Annotated in this window: 23 protein-coding genes; 8 read left to right on the top strand and 15 right to left on the bottom strand. The window is 64.7% G+C overall.

What is annotated here, in order from left to right; all coding sequences use genetic code 11:
• Positions 1-67: 67 nt before the first annotated feature.
• Positions 68-1435 carry a class II 3-deoxy-7-phosphoheptulonate synthase gene (locus tag DQ230_RS01630; RefSeq protein ID WP_113910761.1) on the bottom strand — a complete coding sequence of 456 codons (1368 nt, stop codon included), beginning with the start codon at positions 1433-1435 and terminating at the stop codon, positions 68-70.
• A gap of 172 nt (positions 1436-1607) precedes the next feature.
• Here DQ230_RS01630 and DQ230_RS01625 point away from each other — a divergent pair, with 172 nt between their 5' ends.
• Positions 1608-2609 (top strand): GlxA family transcriptional regulator, encoded by a 1002-nt coding sequence (locus DQ230_RS01625; RefSeq protein WP_113910760.1) that lies wholly within the window; start codon positions 1608-1610, stop codon positions 2607-2609.
• Positions 2610-2612: 3 nt separating this feature from the next.
• Here the strand turns inward: DQ230_RS01625 and DQ230_RS01620 are convergent, their stop codons facing one another.
• From DQ230_RS01620 to DQ230_RS01605, 4 genes are all read right to left on the bottom strand, one after another.
• Positions 2613-3710, bottom strand: a complete 1098-nt coding sequence (locus DQ230_RS01620) for a PQQ-dependent sugar dehydrogenase (protein WP_113910759.1) — start codon at positions 3708-3710, stop codon at positions 2613-2615.
• Between the two features lie 101 nt (positions 3711-3811).
• A complete protein-coding gene (dxs, locus tag DQ230_RS01615; protein WP_113910758.1) occupies positions 3812-5764 on the bottom strand; it encodes a 1-deoxy-D-xylulose-5-phosphate synthase in 1953 nt (650 codons plus the stop codon).
• A 27-nt stretch (positions 5765-5791) separates the two neighbouring features.
• The gene (locus DQ230_RS01610) at positions 5792-6652 is read right to left on the bottom strand and encodes a polyprenyl synthetase family protein (protein WP_113910757.1); all 861 of its coding nucleotides are present in this window, start codon (positions 6650-6652) and stop codon (positions 5792-5794) included.
• 5 nt (positions 6653-6657) lie between these two features.
• Complete coding sequence (locus DQ230_RS01605) at positions 6658-6900, bottom strand: exodeoxyribonuclease VII small subunit (RefSeq protein WP_113910756.1); 243 nt, start codon at positions 6898-6900, stop codon at positions 6658-6660.
• Positions 6901-7038: 138 nt separating this feature from the next.
• Here DQ230_RS01605 and DQ230_RS01600 point away from each other — a divergent pair, with 138 nt between their 5' ends.
• Positions 7039-8016 (top strand): phosphotransferase, encoded by a 978-nt coding sequence (locus DQ230_RS01600; protein ID WP_162497336.1) that lies wholly within the window; start codon positions 7039-7041, stop codon positions 8014-8016.
• A 1-nt stretch (position 8017) separates the two neighbouring features.
• Here the strand turns inward: DQ230_RS01600 and DQ230_RS01595 are convergent, their stop codons facing one another.
• The 6 genes from DQ230_RS01595 to DQ230_RS01570 all read right to left on the bottom strand — a co-directional run bounded on the left by DQ230_RS01595 (position 8018) and on the right by DQ230_RS01570 (position 12799).
• The gene (locus DQ230_RS01595) at positions 8018-8857 is read right to left on the bottom strand and encodes an ATP-binding protein (protein WP_113910754.1); all 840 of its coding nucleotides are present in this window, start codon (positions 8855-8857) and stop codon (positions 8018-8020) included.
• Positions 8854-9759: a twin-arginine translocase subunit TatC gene (gene tatC, locus DQ230_RS01590; protein ID WP_113910753.1), complete on the bottom strand. Its 906-nt coding sequence runs from the start codon at positions 9757-9759 to the stop codon at positions 8854-8856. Before tatC ends, DQ230_RS01595 begins: the two co-directional genes overlap by 4 nt.
• Positions 9756-10391 (bottom strand): Sec-independent protein translocase protein TatB, encoded by a 636-nt coding sequence (gene tatB, locus DQ230_RS01585; protein WP_113910752.1) that lies wholly within the window; start codon positions 10389-10391, stop codon positions 9756-9758. The genes tatC and tatB overlap by 4 nt, the downstream gene beginning before the upstream one ends.
• 7 nt (positions 10392-10398) lie before the next feature.
• A complete protein-coding gene (locus tag DQ230_RS01580) occupies positions 10399-10650 on the bottom strand; it encodes a twin-arginine translocase TatA/TatE family subunit (protein ID WP_113910751.1) in 252 nt (83 codons plus the stop codon).
• A gap of 183 nt (positions 10651-10833) precedes the next feature.
• Complete coding sequence (locus DQ230_RS01575) at positions 10834-11919, bottom strand: ABC transporter ATP-binding protein (RefSeq protein WP_113910750.1); 1086 nt, start codon at positions 11917-11919, stop codon at positions 10834-10836.
• Between the two features lie 100 nt (positions 11920-12019).
• Positions 12020-12799 carry an SDR family oxidoreductase gene (locus DQ230_RS01570; protein ID WP_113910749.1) on the bottom strand — a complete coding sequence of 260 codons (780 nt, stop codon included), beginning with the start codon at positions 12797-12799 and terminating at the stop codon, positions 12020-12022.
• Positions 12800-13008: 209 nt separating this feature from the next.
• Here DQ230_RS01570 and DQ230_RS01565 point away from each other — a divergent pair, with 209 nt between their 5' ends.
• The 5 genes from DQ230_RS01565 (at position 13009) to DQ230_RS01545 (ending at position 19440) form a co-directional block, all read left to right on the top strand.
• Positions 13009-14013: a Hint domain-containing protein gene (locus tag DQ230_RS01565; protein ID WP_113910748.1), complete on the top strand. Its 1005-nt coding sequence runs from the start codon at positions 13009-13011 to the stop codon at positions 14011-14013.
• 54 nt (positions 14014-14067) lie between these two features.
• Positions 14068-15675 (top strand): peptide chain release factor 3, encoded by a 1608-nt coding sequence (locus DQ230_RS01560; RefSeq protein ID WP_113910747.1) that lies wholly within the window; start codon positions 14068-14070, stop codon positions 15673-15675.
• A gap of 565 nt (positions 15676-16240) precedes the next feature.
• Positions 16241-17035, top strand: a complete 795-nt coding sequence (locus DQ230_RS01555) for a sugar transferase (protein ID WP_238987387.1) — start codon at positions 16241-16243, stop codon at positions 17033-17035.
• 1 nt (position 17036) lies between these two features.
• Entirely contained in the window at positions 17037-18008 is a 972-nt protein-coding gene (locus tag DQ230_RS01550; protein ID WP_113910746.1) for a CpsD/CapB family tyrosine-protein kinase, read from the top strand.
• Positions 18009-18186: 178 nt separating this feature from the next.
• Positions 18187-19440 (top strand): GumC family protein, encoded by a 1254-nt coding sequence (locus tag DQ230_RS01545; protein ID WP_113910745.1) that lies wholly within the window; start codon positions 18187-18189, stop codon positions 19438-19440.
• Here the strand turns inward: DQ230_RS01545 and DQ230_RS01540 are convergent.
• Positions 19437-20795 carry an oligosaccharide flippase family protein gene (locus DQ230_RS01540; protein WP_113910744.1) on the bottom strand — a complete coding sequence of 453 codons (1359 nt, stop codon included), beginning with the start codon at positions 20793-20795 and terminating at the stop codon, positions 19437-19439. The two genes, DQ230_RS01545 and DQ230_RS01540, sit on opposite strands and share 4 nt — an antisense overlap.
• Positions 20796-20917: 122 nt before the next feature.
• On the opposite strand from DQ230_RS01540, the gene DQ230_RS01535 reads away from it, so the two are divergent.
• The gene (locus DQ230_RS01535) at positions 20918-22123 is read left to right on the top strand and encodes a glycosyltransferase (RefSeq protein ID WP_113910743.1); all 1206 of its coding nucleotides are present in this window, start codon (positions 20918-20920) and stop codon (positions 22121-22123) included.
• Here DQ230_RS01535 and DQ230_RS01530 read toward each other — a convergent pair.
• Genes DQ230_RS01530 through DQ230_RS01520 form a run of 3 tightly spaced genes read right to left on the bottom strand, consistent with a single transcriptional unit; the run spans position 22120 to position 25567 of the window.
• Entirely contained in the window at positions 22120-22920 is an 801-nt protein-coding gene (locus DQ230_RS01530; protein WP_238987386.1) for a glycosyltransferase family 2 protein, read from the bottom strand. The genes DQ230_RS01535 and DQ230_RS01530 overlap by 4 nt on opposite strands.
• 11 nt (positions 22921-22931) lie before the next feature.
• Positions 22932-24629, bottom strand: coding sequence for a hypothetical protein (locus DQ230_RS01525; protein ID WP_162497335.1), 1698 nt, complete (start codon positions 24627-24629; stop codon positions 22932-22934).
• Positions 24626-25567, bottom strand: a complete 942-nt coding sequence (locus DQ230_RS01520) for a hypothetical protein (protein WP_238987385.1) — start codon at positions 25565-25567, stop codon at positions 24626-24628. Before DQ230_RS01520 ends, DQ230_RS01525 begins: the two co-directional genes overlap by 4 nt.
• Between the last annotated feature and the right edge of the window lie 9 nt (positions 25568-25576).

Raw genomic sequence — 25576 nt, 5'->3', positions numbered from 1 at the left:
AACAATGCAAACCGGCCCGCACGGATCGCACCGCGCGGGCCAGTCTATGCTCAGATCTCAAGCGGCATCAGCCCGCCTTGGCGCGCAGATCCTGACGAAACGTCGAAAGCTCCTCGGCAACAAGGAACGCCAGCTCCAGCGATTGCGACGCATTCAGGCGCGGATCGCAGGCGGTGTGATAGCGATCACTCAGGTTTTCATCCGTAACTGCCTGAACCCCGCCGATACATTCGGTCACGTCCTGTCCCGTCATCTCGAAATGCACACCGCCGGGGATCGTGCCCTCGGCCTTGTGAACTGCGAAAAACTCCCGAACTTCGCGCAGCACGGCATCGAATGGCCGCGTCTTGTAGCCCGATTCCGACTTGATCGTGTTGCCATGCATCGGATCGCAAACCCACAGCACATTGGCGCCTTCGGCCTGAACAACGCGGATAAGACGGGTCAGATGCTCCTGAACGTTGCCCGCGCCAAACCGCGCGATCAAGGTCAGGCGGCCTGCCTCATTTTTCGGGTTCAGCTTTGTCATCAACGTCTTCAGATCATCTGCCGTCATGCTGGGGCCGCATTTCAGGCCGATCGGGTTCAATACGCCGCTGGCGAAATTGACATGCGCGCCGTCGGGCTGACGTGTGCGATCACCGATCCAGATCATATGGCCAGAGCCGGCCAGCCAGTTGCCTGACGTGCTGTCTATCCGCGTCAGCGCCTCTTCATATTCCAGCAGCAGCGACTCGTGGCTGGTGTAGAAATCCACGGTCTGCATCGCCTCGGTGCTGGCGCTGTCCAAACCTGCGGCGCGCATGAAATCCAGCGCGTCACCGATACGGCCCGCCATTTCGCGGTAGCGCGCGGCCTTCTCACCCTCGGTAAAGCCCAAGGTCCAGCTGTGGACCTTGTTCATGTCAGCATAGCCGCCCTTGGAAAACGCGCGCAACAAGTTCAGCGTTGCGGCCGATTGAGTGTAGGCTTGCAGCATTTTCGCCGGATCGGGGCTTCGCGCGGCTTCGGAAAACGGCAATTCGTTGATGATGTCGCCGCGGTAGCTGGGCAATTCCACGCCATTCACGGTTTCCGTCGGGGCGCTGCGCGGCTTGGCGAACTGGCCGGCCATGCGGCCGACTTTGACCACAGGCACCTTGGCGCCATAGGTCAGCACCATTGCCATTTGCAGCATGACCCGAAATGTATCGCGGATCGCATCCGCGCTGAACTGGTCGAAGGCTTCGGCGCAATCGCCGCCCTGAAGCAAAAATGCATCACCGCGCGATGCCGCGCCCAGTTGCGCCTTCAGTTTCCGCGCCTCGCCTGCGAATACCAGCAACGGAAATTGCGACAGACGCGCCTCGACCGCATGCAGCGCGTCCTGGTCGGTATAGTCCGGCATCTGGATGCGCGGCTTGTCGCGCCAATCGGATTTGGTCCATTCTGCCATTGTCTGTACTCCGCGATATGCATTCCTGAACCGGTTCTATACGCAAGCTTCCGCCGGGTGACCACACGAATGTTGCGCGCAATCAGTCAAATCCTTGTGCAATCCCTTGTCAAATACCCTTTTTTCAGGGATCACCAATCTGGCCCTGACGTCAGGCGGAGGATGTTGATCAATGCAAATCGACCAAAGACATCGCCAGTCTGGCGCCGAAACCGCCACCCGCCGCTTTGTTTTTGTCCTGCTGGACAACTTTACCCTGATCAGCTTCTCAGCTGCCATCGAATGCCTGCGGATCGCAAACCGCATGGCGGAAAGGCCGCTGTATGACTGGACGGTGATCGGCGATGGCGGCGATGTGATCACATGCTCGGCCGGTGTGCGGTTCCAGCTGGACGGACCGCTGGATGAGCTGTCACGCAACGACACGGTTCTGATCTGCGGCGGGATTGAAATTCAACAGGCGGCAAGCAAACGCATGCTGAACTGGCTGCGCCGCGAGGCACGGCGCGGGCTGAAGATAGGCGGGCTTTGCACCGCATCCTACATTCTGGCGCGCGCCGGGCTGCTGGATGGCAAGCGCGCGACGATCCATTGGGAAAATCACGACAGCTTTGCCGAGGATTTTCCCGAAGTGCAGCTGACAAAATCGGTGTTCACCATTGACGGCAACCGCATGACCACCGCAGGCGGCACATCATCCATTGATCTGATGTTGGGTATCATCGCACAGGACCACGATGAAAAGCTGGCCAATGCGGTCGCGGATCAGCTGATTTATTCGTCCATCCGCACCGATCAGGACACGCAGCGACTGTCGGTTCCCACCCGCATCGGCGTGCGCCACCCCAAGCTGAGCCAGGTGATCCAGCTGATGGAGGCCAATATCGAAGAGCCGATCAGCCCGGCGATACTGGCGCGCGATGCGGGTATGTCGACACGGCAGCTGGAGCGTCTTTTTCGCCGCTATCTCAGCCGGTCGCCCAAGCGGTATTACATGGAATTGCGCCTGCAAAAGGCGCGTAACCTGCTGATGCAGACCGATATGACTGTGATCAACGTGGCGCTTGCCTGCGGGTTCTCCTCGCCCTCGCATTTCTCCAAATGCTACCGTGCACATTACAGCACCACGCCCTACCGCGAGCGCGGGGCGCAATCGTCGCGCGAGCAGGAGTAGCGGCTAACGCGACAGCCGGTACAGTGCGCCCCGGCCTTCGCTGAGGAACCAGATCGTGCCATCCGGCGCTTCGCGGATGTCACGCAAGCGGGCGGTTTCGGCGCTTTGCAGTCGCTGCACCTCGGCCAGCGGATCGCCTGACAGGCGCGAGATGAAGCCGAATTTCAGCGATCCGGAAAAGAAATCGCCCCGCCATTCCGGCCAGAGCGCGCCTGAATAAATCATCAGGCCCGAGGGGGCGATGCTGGGATCCCAGTAGAATTCAGGCTGCTCCAGCCCCGGCTTGGCCGTGCCCTCGCCAATGCGCGCGCCAGAGTAGTGCCGACCGTAGGAGATGACCGGCCAGCCGTAATTTGCGCCCGGCGCGATGCGATTTACCTCGTCACCGCCCTTGGCGCCATGCTCATTGACCCAAAGCTGCCCATCCGCATCCAATGCGGCGCCTTGCGGGTTGCGATGGCCGTAGGACCAGATGGCGGCACGCGCGCCTTGCCTGTCTGAAAACGGGTTGCCTGGCGCCGGCGCGCCGTCGCGTGTCAGGCGCAGGATACTGCCGTTTTCGCGGCTCAGATCCTGCGCCGAGGGCCGGTCACCCCGCTCGCCCACGGTCATGAAAATCGTGCCGTCCGGCGCCTCGACCAGACGCGCGCCGAAATGTCGGCCGCCGCTGCTGCCTTCGGTCATCTGGTAAATGACACGCCAGTCGGTCAGCGTATCTGCGCCGCGTTCCAGCTGCGCCGTGGCCAGTGCCGTGCCGGCGCCGCGCCCTTGCCGTGTTGCCTGCGTAAAATAAAGCTGCCGCGTTTGCGCAAAATCACGGGGGATGAGGATATCCAGCAAGCCGCCCTGCCCGGCATCGGCGACCGGCCCGACGCCGCCGACGCGGGTTTTTTCCCCGTCGCGAAGTCGCCACAAGGCACCGCGTTTTTCCGTAATCAGCACACCACCGTCGGGCAGGAAACCAAAGGCCCACGGGCCATTCAGGCCACTTGCCATCTGCGTGATGCGCAGCGGCCCGTCCGGCCCATCCAGCGTCTGAGCGCGGGCAGGCGCAGCCAGCAGGACGGCGGCAAGGACGAGGAGGTGGAAAATTCTCATCATCCACAGATAATACGCAAAACTCTAAGAAACAGTTATCACTTTCCAGACTTGTCGCCGGTATCTGTGGAAAATCCTGTGCATAACTTACACGAACCCTGCCATCAGGCGCGTTTGCCCGCGATCTGAGCCACGCCCAGAACATCCAGCACCTTCGCTTCGATCTCGGCGGCGCCCATACCGGCCACGGCATACATATCTGCCGGGCTGGCCTGATCTATGAAGATGTCCGGCAACACCATCGAACGGAATTTCAGCCCGTGATCGAACACGCCCTCCTCTGCCAACAGCTGTGCCACATGGCTGCCAAAGCCGCCAACGGCGCCTTCTTCGATCGTGATCAACGCCTCGTGGTTTTCGGCCAGTTTCAGGATCATGTCGCGGTCCAGCGGTTTGGCGAAACGCGCGTCGGCGATTGTCGGGGTGATCCCCTTGGCGGCCAGCGCCTCGGCGGCGCGGCGCACCTCGCCAAGGCGGGTGCCAAAGCTGAGGATCGCGACGCGGGCGCCCTGGGCGATCATGCGGCCCTTGCCAATCTCCAGCGGGATGCCCTTTTCGGGCATCGTCACGCCCTCGCCTTCGCCGCGTGGGTAGCGGAAGGCAATCGGGCCGTCGTCATGGGCGGCAGCGGTGGCCACCATATGCACCAGCTCCGCCTCGTCCGCCGCGGCCATAACGACAAAACCGGGCAGGTTGGCCAGAAACGCCGTGTCATAGCTGCCCGCGTGGGTCGCGCCATCGGCGCCGACCAGACCGGCGCGGTCAATGGCGAAGCGTACCGGAAGGCGCTGAATCGCGACGTCATGCACAACCTGATCGTAGCCGCGTTGCAGGAACGTGGAATAAAGCGCGCAAAACGGGCGCAATCCGCCCGCGGCCATGCCGGCGGCAAAGGTCACGGCGTGCTGTTCGGCAATGCCCACATCAAAGCAGCGCGAGGGGTAGCGTTCCGCCATCAGGGCAAGGCCGGTGCCATCAGGCATGGCCGCCGTCACGGCCACAATCCGGTCATCCCTGGCGGCATGCGCCACCAGTTCGCGGCCAAAAACCGCCGTGTAGCTGGGCGCGTTGCTGGGTGGTTTGCTCTGCTTGCCGGTAACGATGTCGAATTTCGCGGTCGCATGACCGCCGTCATTGGCACCCTCGGCGGGGGCGTATCCCTTGCCCTTTTTGGTCAGCACATGGATCAGCATCGGGCCGGTGGCGCGCTGATGGACGGTGCGCAGGATCGCCAGGAGCTGCTCCATATCATGCCCGTCGATGGGGCCGACATAGGAAAAACCCAACTCCTCGAACAATGTGCCGCCGACGGCCAGCCCCTTGAGCATGTCGCGGGCGCGGCGCGCACCCTCCTGCAAGGGGGGCGGCAGCAGGGAAATCGCGCCCTTGGCGGCGGCTTTGAGATCCTGAAACGGCTCTTCGGCATAAAGACGCGACAGGTAGGACGACAGCGCGCCGACGGGCGGTGCGATCGACATCTCGTTGTCGTTGAGGATCACGAACATGCGTTTTCCCAGCGCGCCGGCGTTGTTCATCGCCTCGAACGCCATGCCCGCGCTCATCGCGCCGTCGCCGATGATCGCCACCGCATCGCCGTGGCCGGTATCGCAGGCCCCGCCCAGATCGCGCGCCACGGCAAAGCCAAGCGCCGCGCTGATCGAAGTGCTGGAATGGGCCGCGCCGAACGGGTCATAGGGCGACTCGGACCGTTTGGTGAACCCGCTGAGGCCGTCCTTCTGGCGCAGGGTTTTCATCCGGTCGCGGCGCCCGGTCAGGATCTTGTGCGGATAGCTTTGATGGCTGACGTCCCAGATGATCTTGTCACGCGGCGCGTCGAACACCGCGTGCAGCGCCACGGTCAATTCCACCACGCCAAGGCCCGCACCCAGATGCCCGCCGGTCTGCGAGACCGAGCGGATCGTCTCGCCGCGCAGCTCGTCCGCCAGACGGCCCAGGTCGCGGTCGCTCAGCCGTTTCATGTCGGCGGGGCCGGTTACATTGTCCAGCAGCGGCGTTTTCGGCGCGGACGGTGGCGTTGGGTCTTGCTCGGTGGTCATGGCACTGCCCCTCCCCGGGGCGTCAGGTCAGCTGTGACGCGAGATAGCGAAGCGCGCGGTCTGCTGCAAGGTTGCAGCGTCCGCGCCATATTCAGATAGCGCATCGCAGGCGTCGGCCACAAGGTCTGCGGCGCGCGCGCGGGCGCCATCGAGGCCCAGCAGCGACACGAACGTGGCCTTGCCGGCTGCCGCGTCCTTGCCCACCGCCTTGCCGACGGCCTGCGCATCGCCGGTGACGTCGATCACATCGTCGCGGATCTGGAACGCCTGCCCCATCGCGGCGGCATAGCGGATCATCGGTGCCGGATCGGCCGCGGCCATGCGCGCGCCGGCGGCCGCGCTCCATTCAAACAGCGCGCCGGTCTTGCCGGCCTGAAGCGCGCTGATCCGGTCCAGCGGCAGCGGCGTCTGCGCGCGTTCGGCGGCCATGTCCAGCGCCTGGCCCAGCACCATGCCCTGCCCGCCTGCCGCACGCGCCAGCGTCTGCACCAGATCGGCGCGCACGGCGCCGCTGCCCACCTCGGGATGCGCGGCCAGCTCGAACGCCAGTGATTGAAGGGCGTCGCCGGTCAGCACCGCCGTCGCCTCGTCCCATTTGACATGGACCGTTGGCTGCCCGCGTCGGGCGTCGTCGTCATCCATGCAGGGCAAATCGTCGTGAACAAGGCTGTAGGCGTGCATCGCCTCGATCGCCGTGGCGGGCCAGATGGCCGCGGCCGGGCTGACCTTGTGCAAACGTGCGCTTTCCAGCACCAGAAACCCGCGCAGGCGCTTCCCGCCTTTGGTGGCGTGGCGCATGGCATCGCCCACATCACCGGAAAAGGGCGACAGAACCTGCGCCAGATGCGCGGCAAGTTGCGCGGCCGCCTTGTCCAGCTGCGTCTGCATGGGGGCTACAGACCCTCGACCGGCTTGGTCCCGGTCGGTTGCCCGTCACCGTCCAGCGTGATGGCGGCGACCTTTTCCTCGGCCTCTTTCAGCTTGGCCTCGCAGCGTTTTTTCAATGCCGCGCCCCGCTCGTACAGGGTGATGGATTCGTCCAGCGCAACATCGCCGCGCTCCAGCCGTCCGACGACCTGTTCCAGCTCTTTCATGGCCTGCTCGAATGTCATGTCGGCTACGGGGGTGTCGGTCATTCGGGGGTATCCTTTGTGCGGTAACGGCCAGCGGCGCGGCCTGCTTTGGCGGCCAACATAGACGCGGGCCGGGCCGGGTTCAATCGGCAGCGGGGCATTTCGGTTGACCGCACGGCGCCGCTGCGATTGAGTGCGCAAATGAATGTCAAACTCCCGCCCATCCCCGATCTGGAAACGATGATGCCCATCATCGCGCGGCTGGACGAGGCCCGCGCAAACACCCCCTGCCTGAGCGGTGCCGAACCCGGCGACCTGATCCGGCATGTGCCGGGAAAACGCGCCATTTTTCACGGAACGCTGGACGGGCGCGATGTGGTGTTCCGGCTGAACCTGACCGATGATCACGGCGCCACCCGCGCCGAATGGGACGAATTACAGCGGCTCTGGCCCCATATGGCGACCGGCGATCTGCGCACACCGCAGCCGATCTGCGCCAGCCCCGACCACGGCCTGATCGTGCAGGAGCGTATTACCGGCACGCCGCTGATGGCGCTGCTGTACAGCTTGGATAAACGGGCGCGCGCCGCCCATCTGCCGGGGGCGGCGGCGTGGTTTCGCAAATGCACCGCCATGTCCGAAGGCTGGCGCGTTGCGACCCCCAGACGCTGGATTGCGCGCGCGGAGAATGCCTCGGCCAAGCAGCCGTTTGACCAACTGCGCCAGCTTGAGCTGCAAATCCTGGAGCAGATGCGCCGGCTGGAGCCGGAGATTGCCGCAGCCCCGTGGCGCACCGCGATCTGCCACGGCGATTTTCACCCCAACAATCTGGTTGCGGACGGCACGCGCCTGACCGGCATTGATCTGGGCGCGTCCAAGCGACTGCCCCTGCTGAAAGATGTGGCGCGCTTTGCCATGCATATGGGGCGGCGGCGTCTGCGCCTGTCCGGCAAAACCTGCCTTGGCGTTGATCGCGCCTGCCTGATGGCGTTCGCGTCTGCGCTGGACATGTCAGCGCAGGAGCGCGGCGCGGTGCTGCCCTTTTTCCTGGGGTTCGAGGCGCTGATCCGGGTGGAGAATGTCAGGCTTCCCGCGCCGCGCATCACGCGCGCGGAAAAGACGTATCAGGATTTGCTGACTGATCTGACCCGCACCGGGGCCGCGGCGCCGCTGATCTAGGTCAGGGCAGCCTGACCCCATGCCGCCCGGCCAGATCGGTGACGAATTGCCACGCCACCCGGCCCGACCGGCCGCCGCGCGTGGCCTGCCATTCAATCGCCTCGGCGCGCAGATCCTCGTCCGAAATGTCGATCCCGAACGCATCGCAATAGCCGCGCACCATCGACAGGAATCCGTCCTGATCGCAGGCATGAAAGCCCAGCCAGAGGCCAAAGCGATCGCTGAGCGATACCTTCTCCTCGACCGCCTCGCCGGGGTTGATGGCCGAACTGCGCTCGTTCTCGATCATGTCGCGCGGCATCAGGTGGCGCCGGTTGGAGGTGGCGTAGAAGATCACATTTTCGGGCCGCCCCTCGATCCCGCCATCCAGAACCGCCTTGAGCGATTTGTAATGCTGGTCGTCATGGCTGAAGCTGAGATCGTCGCAATAGAGGATGAACCGCGCATCGCTGGCGCGCAGCAAGCTGAGCAGCCGGGTGACGCTGGTCAGATCCTCGCGCTGAAGCTCGACGATTTTCAGCGGCAGGCCCTCGGCCACGACGGCGGCGTGAACCGCCTTGACCAGACTGGATTTGCCCATGCCCCGCGCGCCCCAAAGCAGGGCGTTATTGGCCGGCAGACCCCGCGCGAAATGGCGGGTATTCTCCAGCAGCGTATCGCGGGCCCGGTCGATCCCGACCAGCAGCGCCATATCCACCCGCGCCACATCCGGCACGGGCTGTAGGTGGTCGGGCGCCACATGCCAGACAAACGCATCGCAAGCGTGCAAATCGGGCGCGGGGCGCGGCGGCGGGCTGACCCGCTCCAGCGCCTCGGCAACCCGCAGAAGCGGATCAGTCATTGGGCTGGATCCTTGTCATCGGGGTCCGGCATTTCTTCGGGATGCATGTCGTCTCCGGTCATCTCGTCCTCGTCGTCGAACCACAGTCCTTCGGCGCGCAGTTTGGCCTCGCGCTTGCGCTCGACGCGGGCGACAAGCTGGATCGAAATTTCGTACAGGCCATAGACGACGACGAACAGGATGCCTTGGGTAATCACATCGGGCGGCGTGACCAGCGCGGCCAGCACGAGAATGCCAACCACCGCGTATTTGCGCACCGCGCGCAAGCCAACGGCGCCGACCAGACCGGCCTTGCCCATCAGCGTCAGCAGGACGGGCAACTGAAAGCAAAGGCCGAAGGCGACGATGAATTTCACGGTCAGGTTCAGATATTCCTGAGCGGAGCCCTGGAACACCACGCTGAGCGGCGCGGCGTTCTGGACACCATCGACGGCCTCGCTTTCGCCGGCAAACTGCTGGAACCCAAGGAAGAAATCATAGGCCAGCGGCGTGACGACGAAAAACGCAAAGCTGGCCCCCAAGAAGAACATGAAGGGCGATGCGATCAAAAACGGCAGGAAGGCACCCTTTTCCGAACGGTAGAGGCCCGGCGCCACAAAGCGCCACATCTGGTTGGCGATGAACGGAAACGCCAGCATGAAACCGCCCAGCAGCGATACCTTGATCGCCACAAAGAAGCCCTCTTGCGGGGAGATAAAGATCAGGTCGCAATCCTGACCGCGATCCGCCAGCACCGAGCAAAGCGGCGCAGTGAGAAAGTTGAAGATCGGCTGCGCAACGGTAAAGCAGATGATCATGCCGCCGAGGAAATACAGCACGGAATGGATCAGACGCGTGCGCAGCTCGGTCAGGTGTTCGATCAGCGGCGCGCTGCTTTCCTCGATGTCGTCGCTCTGGCTCATGCCGTGCCCTCTGAGGGTTTTTTGGCCGCCGGTTTTTTGGCGGCAGCTTTGGGCGCCTTGGCGGCGGAGTCCGCTTTGGCAGCCTCGGACGCCTTTGCTGCGGGCTTGGCTTTGGGGCCGGTTCCGGGCGCTGCCTTTTTGGCCGGGGCCTTGTCAGCGGGCGCCTTTTCTGTGGCGGGCCTGGGCGTGGCGGCATCCGTCGCCGGGGCGTCAGCGGATGCGTCCGCTGTGGCGGCGGCATCTGCCTTCTCGCGGTCCAGACGCGCCTGCGTGGCCTTGGCGGAGTGGGCCGTAATCTTGTCCTTGGCTTCCTGCCGCTCCGGGCTCAGCTTTGCGTCCTTGGGCTTGCCTGCATCGCGCGTGGCCTCGGTAAAGCTTTTGGTGCTTTTGCGGACCTCGTCCATGGCCGATCCGATCGGGTTGGTCGCCTTGCGCAGGCTGTCGCTCATCCCCGAAACGCCGGATTCGTCGGCCGCGTCGTTCATCGCCTTGGAAAATTCACGCGCCATGCCCTTGGCCTTGCCCACGAACTGGCCAACAGTGCGGAACATGCCGGGCAGATCCTTGGGGCCGACCACGATCAGCGCAACGATGCCGATCAGCAGTAGCTCCGTCCAGCCGAGGTCGAACATGGTGCGCTCAGACCTTGTCTTTGGGCTTGGAGGTTGTTGTGTCGCTGGGCGTTACGTCGCGGGTTCCGGCCTCGTAATCGACGTCGGCTTCCTTGCCTGCGCTTTCGATTTCCTTGTTGCCTTCGTCGATGCCCTTCTTGAAGGAGGTGATGCCCTTGCCGACCTCACCCATCAGCGACGAAATCTTGCCGCGACCGAACAGTACCAGCACGACAACGGCGATCAGAAGAAGGCCGGGCAGGCCGATATTGTTAAGCATCTCAATACTCCCTTAATTCGGGGCGCACATGGCGCTGGCCCCGTGGTGTTCAGACACGTATCTAAACCCTGTCGAGGCCGGAGAAAAGACCAATCGGAATAAGCGGGCCGGATTTGCGCGAAAACTGGCGGGGGCGGTCGTGGCTCCGCCGGTGATGTTGAGTATTTTCAGCAAGATGACAGATCATGTTCGCGCGGGGAACACAAAACAGCGATCCCGCCGCAACATCAGCCAGAGCGCATTGCCGGGGCTGGGCAGGAAGACGTTCGGCACAGTGGCCTTCAGCAGGCTGCCATCATGGTCCATGCGGAATTCCACAAGGCTTTCGGACCCCATGAAGCGGGCGCGCTGAACGATGCCGCGCGCCGGGGCGCCGTCCTGAACGGTGGGGTTCGGGCCGCGTCCGCCGCGGTCAAAGTCGATCTTGATGTGCTGGGGGCGGATCACGATATCGACGGCGCTGCCGTCCGGAACGCCGGGCGCCAGAAACTGGCCGAACGGCGTTTCGGTCAGCGCGCCGCGAACCGTGCCGCGTATCACGTTGATATCACTGAAGAACGCGACCGCGTCGCGGTCTACCGGGGCGTTATAGACGTTATAGGGCGCGCCCTGCTGCACGATGCGTCCGCCCCGCATGAGGGCGATATCATCGGCCATGCGCATCGCCTCGTCCGGCTCATGGGTGACCAACAGCACGGCCGCGTCCTCTTCGCGCAGGATTTCCAGCGTGTCGTCGCGGATGCCGTCGCGCAGGCGGTTATCGAGGCCCGAGAACGGCTCGTCCATCAGCATGATGCGCGGACGCGGCGCCAAGGCGCGGGCCAGCGCGACGCGCTGCTGTTCACCGCCAGACAGCTCGTGCGGGTAGGAATTGATGAAATGGCCAAGGCCGACCCGGTCCAGCAATTCGGCCACCCGCGCCGCTGTTTCGGCCTTGGGACCGGACAGCCCGAACGCCACATTGCCGAAGACCGTCAAGTGGGGAAACAGCGCAAAGTCCTGAAACATCAAGCCAATCTGGCGCTGCTCGGGCGGGACGCGTTCGGTGCCGTCGCAGATCACATGACCGTCGACAAGGATCTTGCCCGCGTCCTGGGTCTCTACCCCCGCGATCATCCGCAACGTTGTGGATTTACCGCAGCCCGACGGGCCCAGCAGGCACGTCACCTGCCCCGGCATGACCGCCAGCGATATATCATCGACCACCAGCCGCCCGTCATAGCGGCGGCTGAGGTTCTGGATCTGCAATCTGGGCACTTTGGAGGACATGCGCGGCCTTTTCGGCTGTCCGATCAAATCGGTCGGGAACTGTTGGCACGCAGATAGCAACCCGCCCCGGCGCTTGCAAGGCGCGGGGCGGGAACGCGCATCAGAGCGTTGCGTTCACCGCGCCGCCATCCAGCAGCAGGTTCTGCCCGACGATAAAGCCCGCATGTTGCGAGCACAGGAACGCGCAGGCCGCGCCAAATTCATCGGCGGTGCCATAGCGGGCAGCGGGAATCGTGGCGAAACGCTGCTCTCGCGCCTCTTGCATGGTGATGCCCTGTGCCCGCGCGACGCCGGTGTCCAGCTGCACGGCGCGGTCGGTGGCGTGGATGCCCGGCAGCAGGTTGTTGATGGTCACGCCCTTGCCCGCCACCTGCCGCGCGGTGCCCGCCACATAGCCGGTCAGCCCCGTCCGCGCCGCATTCGACAGCCCCAGCGCGGGGATCGGCGCCTTGACCGATTGCGAGGTGATATTGACCACCCGGCCCCAGCCGCGCGCCATCATGCCGGGCAATACCGCCTTCATCAGTGCGATGGGCGTCAGCATATTGGCGTCGAGCGCGTTGATGAAATCATCGCGGTCCCAATCGCTCCAGACGCCGGGCGGGGGGCCGCCTGCATTTGTGACGAGGATATCCAGATCGCCTGCGGCCTCCAGCACCGCCGCCTGCCCCGATTTCGTGGTGATGTCGGCGGCGACGGTGGCAACCTCGACACCGAACTCCGCGCGAATCGTATCGGCAGCAGCGTCCAGCGCGTCCTGTCCGCGCGCGTTCATCACCAGATGGACGCCCTCCGCCGCCAGCGCCCGCGCGCAGCCCAGCCCCAGCCCCTTTGACGATGCGCAGACCAATGCGCGCTTGCCCTTCAGACCCATGTCCATATGCAACTCCCTTTTGCTAAACTGTCCGGCATTCGCGCCGAAATTGCCCCCGATATCACCGAAGTTTGACGCGACCTTGCCACATTCGGGGTATAGTACCCATCGTTAAGCCAGCGGCGCGGCGACCAAAAGTTGAAAATGCCGGTTTGGGCGATGCGCGCGGCGCCAGTGCAGATGCGATAACGGCAGAAGGCAAGGAAGGGACAGCAATGACACAGGATTTCATTCAGGCCCTGCCCGTGTATGCGGCAGCTGACATCACTGTGATCAGCGGCGCCAATCTGGGCGATCCGATCTCTTTTGCCGATGAGCTGGATCTGGACGATGTCTATGAATTGCGCAGCGAAGCGGCGGTGCAGCGCCTGACCGTGGCGCCGGGCAAGGGCGGCGCGCTGGCAATCGCGCCGGACTCGGGTTTGGGGCGGGCAGGCAATGCGGTGTATCTGGATGCGACGCTGACCATGATGACACATACCGGCGCCACGACCGAAGTGCTGGTTCTGGTCGAGGTGGACAATGCGGGCGATATCGACGCGATCTATGTCATGCCGCTGGCGCAGCTGGCGGCGCGCACCGATTACACCCTGGTCGGGATTGACCGCAGCAGCGCACGCACTCGGTTCGCCGAGGTGGCCTGCGTGTCATTTGCGCGCGGAACGCATATCACCATGGCCTCCGGCGCGCAGGTCCCGATTGAGGATCTGGGCCTTGGCGACATGGTGCTGACGCGCGATGACGGGCCGCGCCCGCTGCGCTGGATTGGCCGGGCAACGGTGCGCGCGGTCGGTGATTTTGCCCCGGTGCGCATAAAGGCCGGCGCGCTGAACAATGCGGGCGATCTGACCGTCAGCCCCGAAAGCCGGCTTTTCATCTACCAGCGCTCCGACGCTTTGGGCGCCGGCCGGGCCGAAGTGCTGGTGCGTGCGCGGCATCTGGTCAATGGCGATACGGTTACGCAGCCGCATGGCGGGTTCGTGGATTATCTGCAACTGCTGTTTGACGACCACCAGATCATCTATGCCGAAGGCATTGCCACCGAAACGATGCTGGTCGATCCGCGAACGCGCGACGCGCTTCCGCCGGGTCTGGCAGGCGATCCGGCGGCGCGGCCGGCAGATCATCCGCGACGCGCGCATATGGATTTCGAGGTGCGGCAGGGTCTGGTCAAACGCCCCGATGCGGCGGCGCTGCTGCGGCGCGCCTCTGGCGGCTGACCGGCGCGCTCGGGATCTATTGCGCGCGCCGGCGGGCCGCATTATACGCGCCCCATGCTGGACAACACCCCCAACCGCCCCGACCTGCCGTTTGAAATTGCGCGCCGCCGCACGTTTGCGATCATTGCGCATCCGGACGCGGGCAAAACGACCCTGACGGAGAAGTTTCTTCTGTTCGGCGGGGCGATCCAGATGGCCGGGCAGGTCCGGGCCAAGGGCGAGGCGCGGCGCACGCGCTCGGACTTCATCCAGATGGAAAAGGATCGCGGCATTTCGGTCAGCGCCTCGGCGATGTCGTTTGATTTCAAGACGTACCGGTTCAATCTGGTCGATACGCCCGGCCACTCGGATTTCTCCGAGGATACCTATCGCACCCTGACGGCGGTGGACGCCGCCATCATGGTGATCGACGGCGCCAAGGGCGTGGAATCGCAAACGCAAAAACTGTTCGAAGTGTGCCGGATGCGCGATCTGCCGATCCTGACATTCTGTAACAAGATGGACCGCGAGAGCCGCGACACGTTCGACATCATCGACGAAATTCAGGAAAATCTGGCAATCGACATCACGCCGGCCAGCTGGCCCATCGGCAAGGGCCGCGATTTTGTCGGCTGCTATGACATGCTGAATGACCGGCTGGAGCTGATGGACCGCGCCGACCGCAACAAGCTGGCGGCCAGCATCGAAATCAACGGTCTGGACGATCCCGCGCTGGAGGCGAACCTGCCCGCGCATCTGGTCGAAAAGCTGCGCGAGGAGGTCGAGATGGCACGCGAGCTGCTGCCCACGCTTGACCCGCAGGCGGTGCTGGAGGGGCATATGAGCCCGATTTGGTTCGGCTCTGCGATCAATTCCTTCGGCGTCAAGGAGTTGATGGAGGGCATCGCCGCCTACGGCCCGCAGCCGCAGCCCCAGCGCGCCGAGCCACGCCAGATCGCGCCGGAGGAAACCAAGGTCACAGGTTTTGTGTTCAAGGTGCAGGCCAACATGGACCCGAAACACCGCGACCGGGTTGCCTTTGTGCGCCTGTCCTCGGGCCATTTCAAACGCGGCATGAAGCTGACCCATGTGCGGTCCAAGAAATCCATGACCGTGACAAACCCGGTGCTGTTTCTGGCCTCGGACCGCGAACTGGCCGAAGAAGCATGGGCCGGCGACATCATCGGCATCCCCAACCACGGCCAATTACGCATCGGCGACACCCTGACCGAGGGCGAGGCGCTGCGCGTGACCGGTATCCCCAGCTTTGCGCCCGAATTGCTTCAGACCGCCCGCGCAGGCGATCCGCTGAAATCCAAACATCTGGAAAAGGCGCTGATGCAGTTTGCCGAAGAAGGCGCGGCCAAGGTTTTTAAACCCGTCTTTGGATCGGGTTTTATCGTCGGCGTCGTCGGGGCGCTGCAATTTGACGTTCTGGCCAGCCGCATCGAAATGGAATACGGCCTGCCCGTCCGGTTCGAGCCGTCACAGTTCAACTCGGCCCGCTGGGCCATGGGCGATCAGGCGGCGGTAGAGGCCTTCATCAAGGCCAATCAGGCCCATATCGCGCATGATAACGATGGCGACGTTGTGTATCTGACGCGGATGCAATGGGATATCGACCGCATCGAGCGGGACTTTCCCGAAATCCGACTGACCGCCACCAAGGAAATGATGGTCTGATCCCTGCCCGCCCACCCGGTGGCGGGCCCGCGCGGACAGAATCAGCTGGTCAGACCCGACTTGATGCGGCGATTTTTGCGCCAAATTTGCGGTTCAATTTAACAACTTTCACGATAGCTTGATCGCAACATGGTTAATGCGACGCAAGACCGTTGTTGCAAAATCGCCGCAATTTGATAAATGTAAGAAATAATTAATTCCTACACCTTCACTCAGCGAAACAATCAGAGCTGTACGTCACAACCGTCGCAATTTTGGCGTAGGTACGGCACCGATTTCCCAGCATTACGGATCAGATGAGACTTCGCGGCATCACTGGACTGGAAACAATATGTTTCGTTAGAATTCATCTTAATTGAAGCTGGAAAGTGTTAATTTACGAAAGGCAGGGCTGGTGCGCAGGTGCAATCCAGACCCGGCCGGCGACAGGGCAAAAGTGAGTGCGCCCTGCACACGTCGATCCTGAAAAGTCGGGCACAAGACCCGGCGCAGGGCCATTGGGGCAGTTCAGAGATGTTTGTGTGCGGTCTGTTTGACCGATGTTTGTGAATGAGTGAGGTCTGTAATGTCCAAGTCCAAGATCGGCGCGCCACGCGTCGAAATGGCGCCGCCATCGCGCGGCGTCAATCCGTCCTACATTTCACATCGTAACCGCCGCTTCACCTATCCTGCGATCTTCCCGATTTCCGCCTATCATGTGGCATTTCATCAGCACGCAACCGGCAGCGTGTCGCGGCTGTCTGCCGGGACGGACACGTATCGCGTTCTGGGCAAACGCGTTCTGGACATCGTGCTGGTCTCGATCCTCGCGCCGCTGGCCGTGCTGATGATCGGCATAGCCGCGCTGCTGTTATGGGTCGAAGGCGGAACGCCATTCTACCGGCAGCAGCGTCTGGGCAAAGGCGGTGACACCTTCTCGATCCTCAAACTGCGCACGATGGTCAAGGATGCCGACCAGATGCTGGAGCGGCACCTTGCGGCTGATCCTGCACTGCGCGCCGAATGGAACAGCACGCAAAAGCTGAAGTCCGATCCGCGCATAACCCGTGTCGGGGCGCTGCTGCGCAAGACATCGCTGGACGAGTTGCCGCAGCTGTGGAACGTGCTGAAAGGCGACATGAGCCTTGTCGGCCCGCGCCCCATGCTGCCCGAGCAGCTGCCGCTTTATGGCGACGCGGCGCATTATTTTGCCCTGCGCCCCGGCATTACCGGCTATTGGCAGGTATCCCAGCGCAACGAGGGCAGCTTTGTCTCGCGCGTTGCGCTGGATGCGGACTACAACTTCAATCTGTCGCCCTGCGAAGATGCCAAAGTGCTGCTGCGGACATTCGGCGCGGTGATCAAGCGGACCGGATACTAGGATGCTGGAGCGGTACAAAACCACATCCGGGCGCCGGACACAGCGCCCATCAGCGCGCCAGCCTCAGGACACGGCCGCGCCGGATGCGCTGCCGTTCGACCTGGAGCTGACGCGCCGGGTCAACGGGCAGTTCATGCCGGCACGCTGGGGGACGCGCGACCCGGACGACGCGCCGCTGGTCGATGCCTATTACGACCTCCAGCCCACCGAATTCGAGGGCAACACGATGTTGATGCCCGCCGCCCAGATGGCTGCCCTGCACGGCTATGACGCAGGCACGTGGGATGATCTGGCAACAGTCCCCTTCGGTCACGGCGCGCAGACGGCGCTGGACGCGCAGATGGGACTGGTTCAGGGCGACATGGCAATGATGCGGGTGTTTGACGATCTGCGCACGCAACTGCTTCAGACGCTGCACTCGCAGGTCTGGAACCGGATTGCTGTCACCGCGCCGACATCGGGCTGCGGCGCCACCTTCACCGCCGTCAATCTGGCCCTGTCGATCAGCCGCATCCCGCAATCGCGCACGGTGCTGATGGACCTGAACCAGCGCGCCCCGGCAATCGCGCCCATGCTGGACATACGCGGCCCCGGCGACATTCATCGCCTGCTGTCCGGTGCCATCACGGCAGAGGATCATCTGGTGCGCCCCTCCGAGACCCTGGCGCTGGGACTGAACAACGCGCGTCCGCAAAACCCGTCCGAAATCCTGCACGCCCGCAGCACGGGCGAGGTGCTGGAGGATATGATCGGAACCCTGACGCCCGACATCATGCTGTATGACCTGCCTGCCATGCTGGAACATGACGACCTCGAAGCGTTCCTGCCGCAGGTTGACGGCGTTCTGCTGGTGGCTGATGCAACGCGCACCCTGGCCAGCCAGATCACCGAATGCGAGCGCAGGCTTGAGGGCAAGACGAACCTTCTGGGCATCATCCTGAACCGCACCCGCCCGCAGGCGCGCGCCGCCTGATCCGGTTTGCGGGCGTGCCGCGCGCGCGAAATGTCATCAGGCGCGCCGCCCTTGCAGTGAATTCAAGTACCGGTCATATTCTTGCCCCTTTACCATGACAGAAACGGCTTGAATTAATTTGCGCGTAACGGGCCGGGTCGGCCCCGCGCAGGACCACGCAAGGGGCGGACCGGACGGAATGGGCTCTGTATTTTCGATCGCGGATTTTTTCCACATGCTGCGCCGCCGCATCTGGGTGCTTTTGGGTGTGTTCGTGTTGGGCAGCGCGCTGGCGTTGATGTTTGCCGCGTCGCAGCAGCATCTTTATACCTCCTCCGAAGTGCTCCAGATCCAGGGCGCAACCGTGTCCTCGGATCTTGCCCCGACAACGGTGCAGGGGTCATCGGCGCGGCGCCTGCAACTGATCGAACAACAGGTCATGTCGCGCGGCGCGATTCTGGACATGATCGACAGGCTGGGCCTGTTCGACGATCGGCCCGAAATGACCGCCGCCGACAAGGTTCTGGCGATCCGCAAGGCCGTGCAGGTGTCCGGCACGGCCGCCGCGCGCGAAGGGTTCAGCGATGACGGCAGCGTATCGTTGCTGCGTATCAGCGCGGACTGGCCCACCGCCGAAGGCGCGCAGCAACTGGCGCAGGAAATTTCGCGGCGCACCGTATCGCTCAGCGTCAGCACGCGGCTGGACCAGTCGCGTGAAACGCTGGACTTCTTTACCCTGCAAGAGGACGCGCTGACCCGCGAAATGGACGCGCTGGAGCGCGAGATCGCGCAGTTTCGCGCCCGCAATGACACCGCCCTGCCCGGCAGCACCGACGCCGCACAATCCGAACTGGCCGCGCTGAACGAACAGATCCTGACCATCGACCGGCAGCTGATCGCCCTGCAAAGACAGCTTGCCGCCCCGGCGCAATCGCGGGTCGAGAGGCGCAACCGCGAGGCGGTGCAGGCCCAGATCGACAATCTGGTCGAAGAGCGGGCGCTGATTGCGCAAAATGCCGATGCACTGCGCCAGACCCTGACTGTGACCCCCGGCGCACAGCAACAGCTGGACGATTATGCCCGCCAGTTGGAGGAATTACGCCGCGAATCGCAGGCTATCTCGGCCCGCCGCAAAGAGGCCGAAACCGCTTACCGGCTGGAAACCCAGCGCCAGACCGAACGCCTGACCGTGCTGGAACCTGCAACATTTCCCGAATATCCCTACACGCGCTCGCGCAAGACTATCGCGCTTCTGGGCGCCGCGCTCAGCCTGATGGCCGGTATCGGGGCGGCATTTTTGGTGGACCTGCGCCACCCTGTCATCCGCTCGGCGGCGCAGATGGAACATGCGCTGGGCCTGCGCCCGGTGGTGTCGATCCCCCAAATGACGCCGGCCAAACCGCCGCGGCGCGGCCTGCGCGCCCGTCTGGGCCTGCGCCCGCGCCGCCGCTAGAATGCGGCCAACGCGGCCAGTTCGGGCCAGTGCAGGAACGCGGCCAGCGCCGCCAGCCCCAACGCCAGCGCATGGAACACCGCGTCATGGCCCGCGTCCCACGCCCCATGCCGCCGTGCCAGCCGCACCAGAACCGGGTAGGCCAGCACAAACGCCACCCCCTGCGACACCAGCGCGCCGATCAGGCCAAAGCTGACGTAACCACCGTAAAGCAGCCCGATTTGCAGCACCGACCGCACCGCCGAATACACGAAGGCGCCGCGCGAGTCGCCCGCCGCCAATGCAGCGCGGTCATAGCTCAGCCCGATGGCCAGCGGCAAAAACGCCAGCGCGATCAGCGTGACCATGCCGCCCGCAGCCGCATAGCGCGCATCGTACATCCACCCCACCAGCCACGGACCCGCCAGCGCGATGCCCGCGAGCAGGGCAAAAATACCGCCCGTCAGCAGCACCCGCATCTTGCGCAGTCGCGCGCGGTTCTGCGCGCTCTCCCCCGGCGGGCGGTCGCGGTAGATCGGGATCATCAGCTGCTGCGTTAACGATGTGCCCAGCATCACTGGAAAACTCGCCAGGAAAAAGCCGATATTGTAAATGCCGAGGCTGCGCATATCCAGCAGCTTGCCCAGCACCGCCTTGTCGCCCTGCGCACTGACAAAGGCAAAGGCGGTCGACAGAAATATCCATTTGCCGAAATGCACCTGCTCATGCAGCGCCGCCCGCTCCAGCCGGAACCGGTTGCGCGGCCCCGGCAGATACAGCGAGGTCAGCACCAGCTTGGCCGCGACGCCGCACAGGCTGCCCAGTACCAGCGCCAGCACCGACCGCGTGATCAGCGCCAGCACGATCATGGCAACCACGCCAATCAGCTGGCTGGTCAGGTCCAGGACCGTCAGGCGGCCAAACATCAGGTGCCGGTGCGCCGTCTCGATCCGCGTCGGCAGAAACCCGGAAATGACCAGTGCAATCCCGGCAATCGGCAGATACGTCGCCAGATCCGGCTGGTCGTAGAACCGCGCCATCGGCACCGCCAGCAGCAGCGTCACCGCCCAAAGCGTGGCGCCGCGCATCACCTGTATCGTCCATGCCGTGTCCAGAAAGTCCGGATCGTCGCCGCGTTTTGACTGGCTGATCGACGGGCCGATGCCGACATCGGAGAACATCATCAGGCCCACCGTCACCACCGTGACCAGCGTCATCAGGCCGAACGCCTCGGGAAACAGCAGCCGCGTCAGGATCAGGTTCGACGCCAGCCGGATCGCCTGCGCGCCGCCATAGCCCACCATCACCCAGGACGCGCTGCGCAGAATGCGCGCGGTCAGCCGGTTCCCGGCAAAACTGCCTGCCAGCCGCCTCATGGCCGCGCCGCCCGTGCGCGATAGCCACCGCTGCGGCAAAAAGTGCCCGTCTGCGGCGCTAACAGCTTGCCAGCGCGGCCCGCGCAGATACCCTGCGCTGCATCCAGACCAAGGCCCGCAACATGCAAATCGCCTATATCCTCAACACCTATCCGCAGCCCTCGCACAGCTTCATCCGGCGCGAGCTGCACAGCCTTGAGCGGCAGGGATTTCAGATCGACCGTATCGCCATGCGCGGCCCCGATGCGCCGCTGGTTGACGCGGGCGACCGGGCCGAGGCGGCGCGCACCCATTACGTGCTGCGCACCGGCGCAGCGGCGCTGCTGCGCGATCTGGCGGTGCAGGCGTTGCGCCGGCCCGGCGGCATGCTGTCGGCGCTGAAACTGGCCTGGCACTGCGGCGCGCGCAGCGAGGCCGGGCGCCTGCGCCATCTGATCTATCTGGCCGAGGCCGCCCATGTCGCCCGCCGCTGCGCGGCCATCGGCGCGCTGCATGCCCACGCCCATTTCGGCACCAACGCGGCCACGGTCGCCATGCTGAGCCATGCGATGGGCGGCCCGCGCTACAGCTTTACCGTGCATGGCCCCGAGGAATTTGACGCCCCCCGCGCCCTGTCGCTGGCGACCAAGATCGAGCGCGCGGCCTTTGCTGTCGCCATCTCCAGCTTTGGCCGCTCGCAACTGTGCCGGCTGGTGCCATATGATTTGTGGAGCCGGATTGAAATCGTCCATTGCGGGATCGAACCCGCGCGCTTTGCCGTGCCCGCGCCATTGCCGCAGGGCGCGCTGCATCTGGTCGCCATTGGCCGCTTTGTCGAGCAAAAGGGCCAGATGCTGCTGATCCCCGCGCTGAAGGCGGCCATTGCGGACGTGCCGGATCTGCACCTGACCCTGATCGGCGACGGCCCCCTGCGCGCCGCGCTGGAGCATGGCATCAAGGCCGAAGGGCTGGGCGCGCATGTCACTTTTACCGGCTGGCTGGACGAGGCCGGCGTGCGCGCCCGGCTGGCCGCATCGCACGGCCTGATCATGCCCAGCTTTGCCGAGGGTCTGCCCATGGTCGTGATGGAGGCGATGGCCGCCGCCCGCCCGGTGATCGCCACCTATATCGCCGGCACGCCCGAACTGGTGCAGGACGGCATCACCGGCTGGCTGGTGCCCGCAGGCGACGGGGCTGCGCTGGCCGGGGCCATTGCGCAAATGGCCGACACGCCGCGCAGCACGCTGGCCGATATGGGCAACGCCGGGCGCGCCCGCGTGCTGGCACGCCACGATGTCGATGCCGAGGCCGCCAAACTGGCCGATCATATCCGCGCCGCGCATCCCTAACGCCCCCGGACCCAGCCGCTGGCACCGGGCAGTTTGACCGCCAGCGCCACAGCGGCATACACTGCAAATCCTGTCGGATCACGCATCCCTCGCGCCGCAATACCGCGCAGGCCGGGCCGCGCCTTGCTGTCATTGCGCAGCAAATCGGGGTAGCGCACCGCGATTTCACCCACACCGCGATCTTGCCTCCGGCGCACGCGCACCAGATTGCGCCAGCCCTCGACCATCGGCCAAGTGTAGGTTGCGGGGACCGAAATACGCTCGGCAGGGGTGAAATTCAGCCGCACAAACGTGTCGTCCGAAATGATGTCCGGCCACGCCCCCCAACGTGCGCGCCCGGCGGCATTGACCGCAAAAATGCCAAATCCCGGCACATCGCTGGCAACGAATGGCAGCGTTTGCCAGAACCGCGCATAGGCGCGCGTGATCCCGGTGCGCGCGCGCGTGACCACCGGCCTGCCACTGGCGTAGCGTGGCTGCCGCGCCTCCAGCGCCGCAATCAGCTGCGCGATCAGATGCGGCGAGGCGATCACATCGGCGTCCAGATAAATCCGTGTGCCGTACTGCGCCGCTGCGTCGCCGCATTCCAGCGCGCCCAGCTTGCCGCCCTCCGCCAGCTCGATCACCGCCAGATCGCGCCCCGGCTGCGCATAGCCCCGCGCGATCCGCGCCGTGGCATCCGTGCAACCATTCGCAACCACGATCACCTGCATCGCCGCCCCGTCCAGCACCGAGGCAAACAGCGCATCCAGACAGGCACCGATATAACCCGCCTCGTCATGCGCGGGCACGATCACGCTGGCCGCCCTCACAGGCGCGCCCGGATGGCGCGCCAGCGCGGGTTGTCATCACCCGGCCAGCGCCGTGCGCCCCAGCTGCCCCATTTGCCCGGCGCGCTGGTATCGTTGAACAGGTTGAACGGCCCTGCCCCCAGCGCCGCCCAAGCCTCCAGCATCTGCGCATAAAGCGCGCCCATTTCCGGCGTGTAATTCAAATGCGTGAAGAAATCCGTAAGCGCGTCATCATCCAGCTGCGCGCCAAGGCCGGTCACATGCGTGCCGCCCTCGTACATGATCAGATCCAGACCATGCCGCGCCGCCACCTCAGCGTGATAGGGCCACAGGCGCCCGGTCAGATCGGCCAGCGTGTCACTATCGTCGCCGCTATGGGCGCCGCTGCGCAGCTCTTCGGCCGCGCGGGCCGTCGCCAGATCATAGCGGTGCGCGGCGACATAAGCGTCCAGCGCCGCGCCCTCCAGCCCCTCGGCCTTCGCAGCCGTGCGCGCCGCATCGGCGCTGTCTTCCAGCCAGCCCGCGATCAGCGCGCGGCGCCGGTCCGTGCCCAGAACATGGCCGAAATACCCGGTGATCGCGTAGGCGTCGAACGCCTCTACCGGCGGGGCAAACCCATCGGCGACCGCTAGCGGCGCGGTCAGGATATCGGCCTCCAGCCCCAGCCAGCCGGTTTGCGTGGACACCACATTGACCAGCTGCGCGCGTGCATCGCCCGCCGCAAACACCTGCGCCCAGATCTGCGCCACTTCGGACGCGCGCAAACCATAAAACTGCGCACCGCGGTCCTTGACACCCCACAGCTCGCGCGCCTGCGCGTCGGCCCATTCGGCCTGCGCGAATTGCCAGTTCCACACCTCGTTGGAGTATTCGACATAGACCCGCCGCCCGGGCGGCACCAGCGTCAGCGTTGCCTTGGCCATTTCGCGCGCATAAGCGTCACCGGCCAGATGCGGCAGTGTCAGCCACGCATCCGCGTCCAATTCGCTGGCCAGTGCAAGCATCACCTCCAGCGGCACACCCTGCCGGGTGTAGCTGAAATCGCCGGGGCGCGCGCGCCGGGTCCACTCCTCGGCCGTGGAATCGTTCGTGTTCATCCAATCCATGAACCGCAGCACGCCAAAGCCGCGCAGCGAGGTCAGGAATTCGGGACGAAAAAGGGCGCCGTCCTTGTGTGCGGCCACCAGATCATCGCGCACCACGCTGATATTGCGGACATAATCGCCGGTGCCGCGCGGATCGCTGCGCTGAATGCGGATCTCGACCGGGCCGGGGCCGGGCGTGAAATCGAACGTCACCTCGCCCGTGCCGTAGCGCACATTGCGCGCGCGCCCCGCGACCTCGACAATGCCATCCCCCTCAAAGCGCAGCCGGTAGCGGCCCGCCAGCGCCTCTGCCTCTTCGGGCAGATCCGTCAGGATCACGGTTCCGATGGATCCCAGATCACGCGGCAGGCGTGTTGGCCAGCCATCCTCGTCCAGCAGGCCCGCGCCCGCGATCTGCGCATAGTCGGCGCCGCCCCACTGGCCGGGTAAATGACCGATCCAGCGGCGCGCGGTCTTGAACACGTCGATGAAGGGCTGCTGCGTGCTCCAATCCGTGACAGGGGCCAGATTGACGGCCAGCGGCTGCCCGCCACCCGGCGCGGCATTCAGGCGCCCGGCGGCGGGCAGCGCCAGCAATGCGGCCAGCATCGTGCGGCGCGTCATCCTCATGGCGCGACCCCCGTTTCCGGCATGGCGCGGACCACGTCCCACACCGTTTGCTGCATTTTCAGCGCCAGTGCATCGCCCGGCAGGTCGGCGCGGGTCCCATCCGCGCGGATCAGGTTCTGCGGCAGGCCCACGGGCGAGCGGTGATACAGCACCGCGTAATGCGTGAGCGCATTCAGGTAGTTGCCCAGATCGCCGGGGTGGATCTGGTCCTGGCTGCCGTCGGGATTGCGGCGAAACAGATCGGTGCGGTCCATCATCGGGCCAATGCCGCCCGCCGCCTCGACCTCGCGCACCAGCGCGGCCATGACCTGACCGGCGGGGATCAGATAGATCGGCGCATCGCTGCGCTGATTGGGCGCGGCCAGCTGCCCCAGCCACGCGCCACGCAGGTCGCTGTCCAGCCGCGCCAGCCAGCCGGAAGGATCGTCCAGATTGTGCCATGTCTCGTACAGATACACCCGCGGCGGCGGCACCGCACCACGCGCCAGATCGGCCCAGCGGCCCAGATATCTGGCGCCCTTGTGATATCGCAGCGCATCGTTGATTTCGACCATTTCGGTCAGCACAACGGCATCGTAATCGCCCGAGCCCACCGCCTCGCGCGCAGGGCGGTAGCGCGGATGCGCGTTCTCACTGTCAAATCCGTTGATCGGCACGTCCGGTTCCCAATGCTCCCGCAGGGAGGTGCCCCAGCCCAGCTGACTGTCATAGCGATGCCCGGGCGGCGCCAGCTGCGCCAGCATCGCGGGCATGTCACGCCCGACCAGCGAATGCCCCAGATGATACACGGCCAGCGGCCCCTCGGGCGCAGGCAACGGCGCGGCATAAAGCGTGGCCGTGTCAGCCTTGGGCGCGCTTGAGGGCCGGAGCAGCAGCACCGCCAGCGCGGCCACCAGCAAGACGGCAATCCCGGCCCCGATCATCATATATCCGCGCATTGCGTCGCC

The organism is Roseovarius dicentrarchi (assembly GCF_003316635.1).
Classification (GTDB): domain Bacteria; phylum Pseudomonadota; class Alphaproteobacteria; order Rhodobacterales; family Rhodobacteraceae; genus Roseovarius; species Roseovarius dicentrarchi.
Note: the sequence above shows the minus strand (reverse complement) of the source record. Positions and strands in the feature narration are given on the sequence as shown.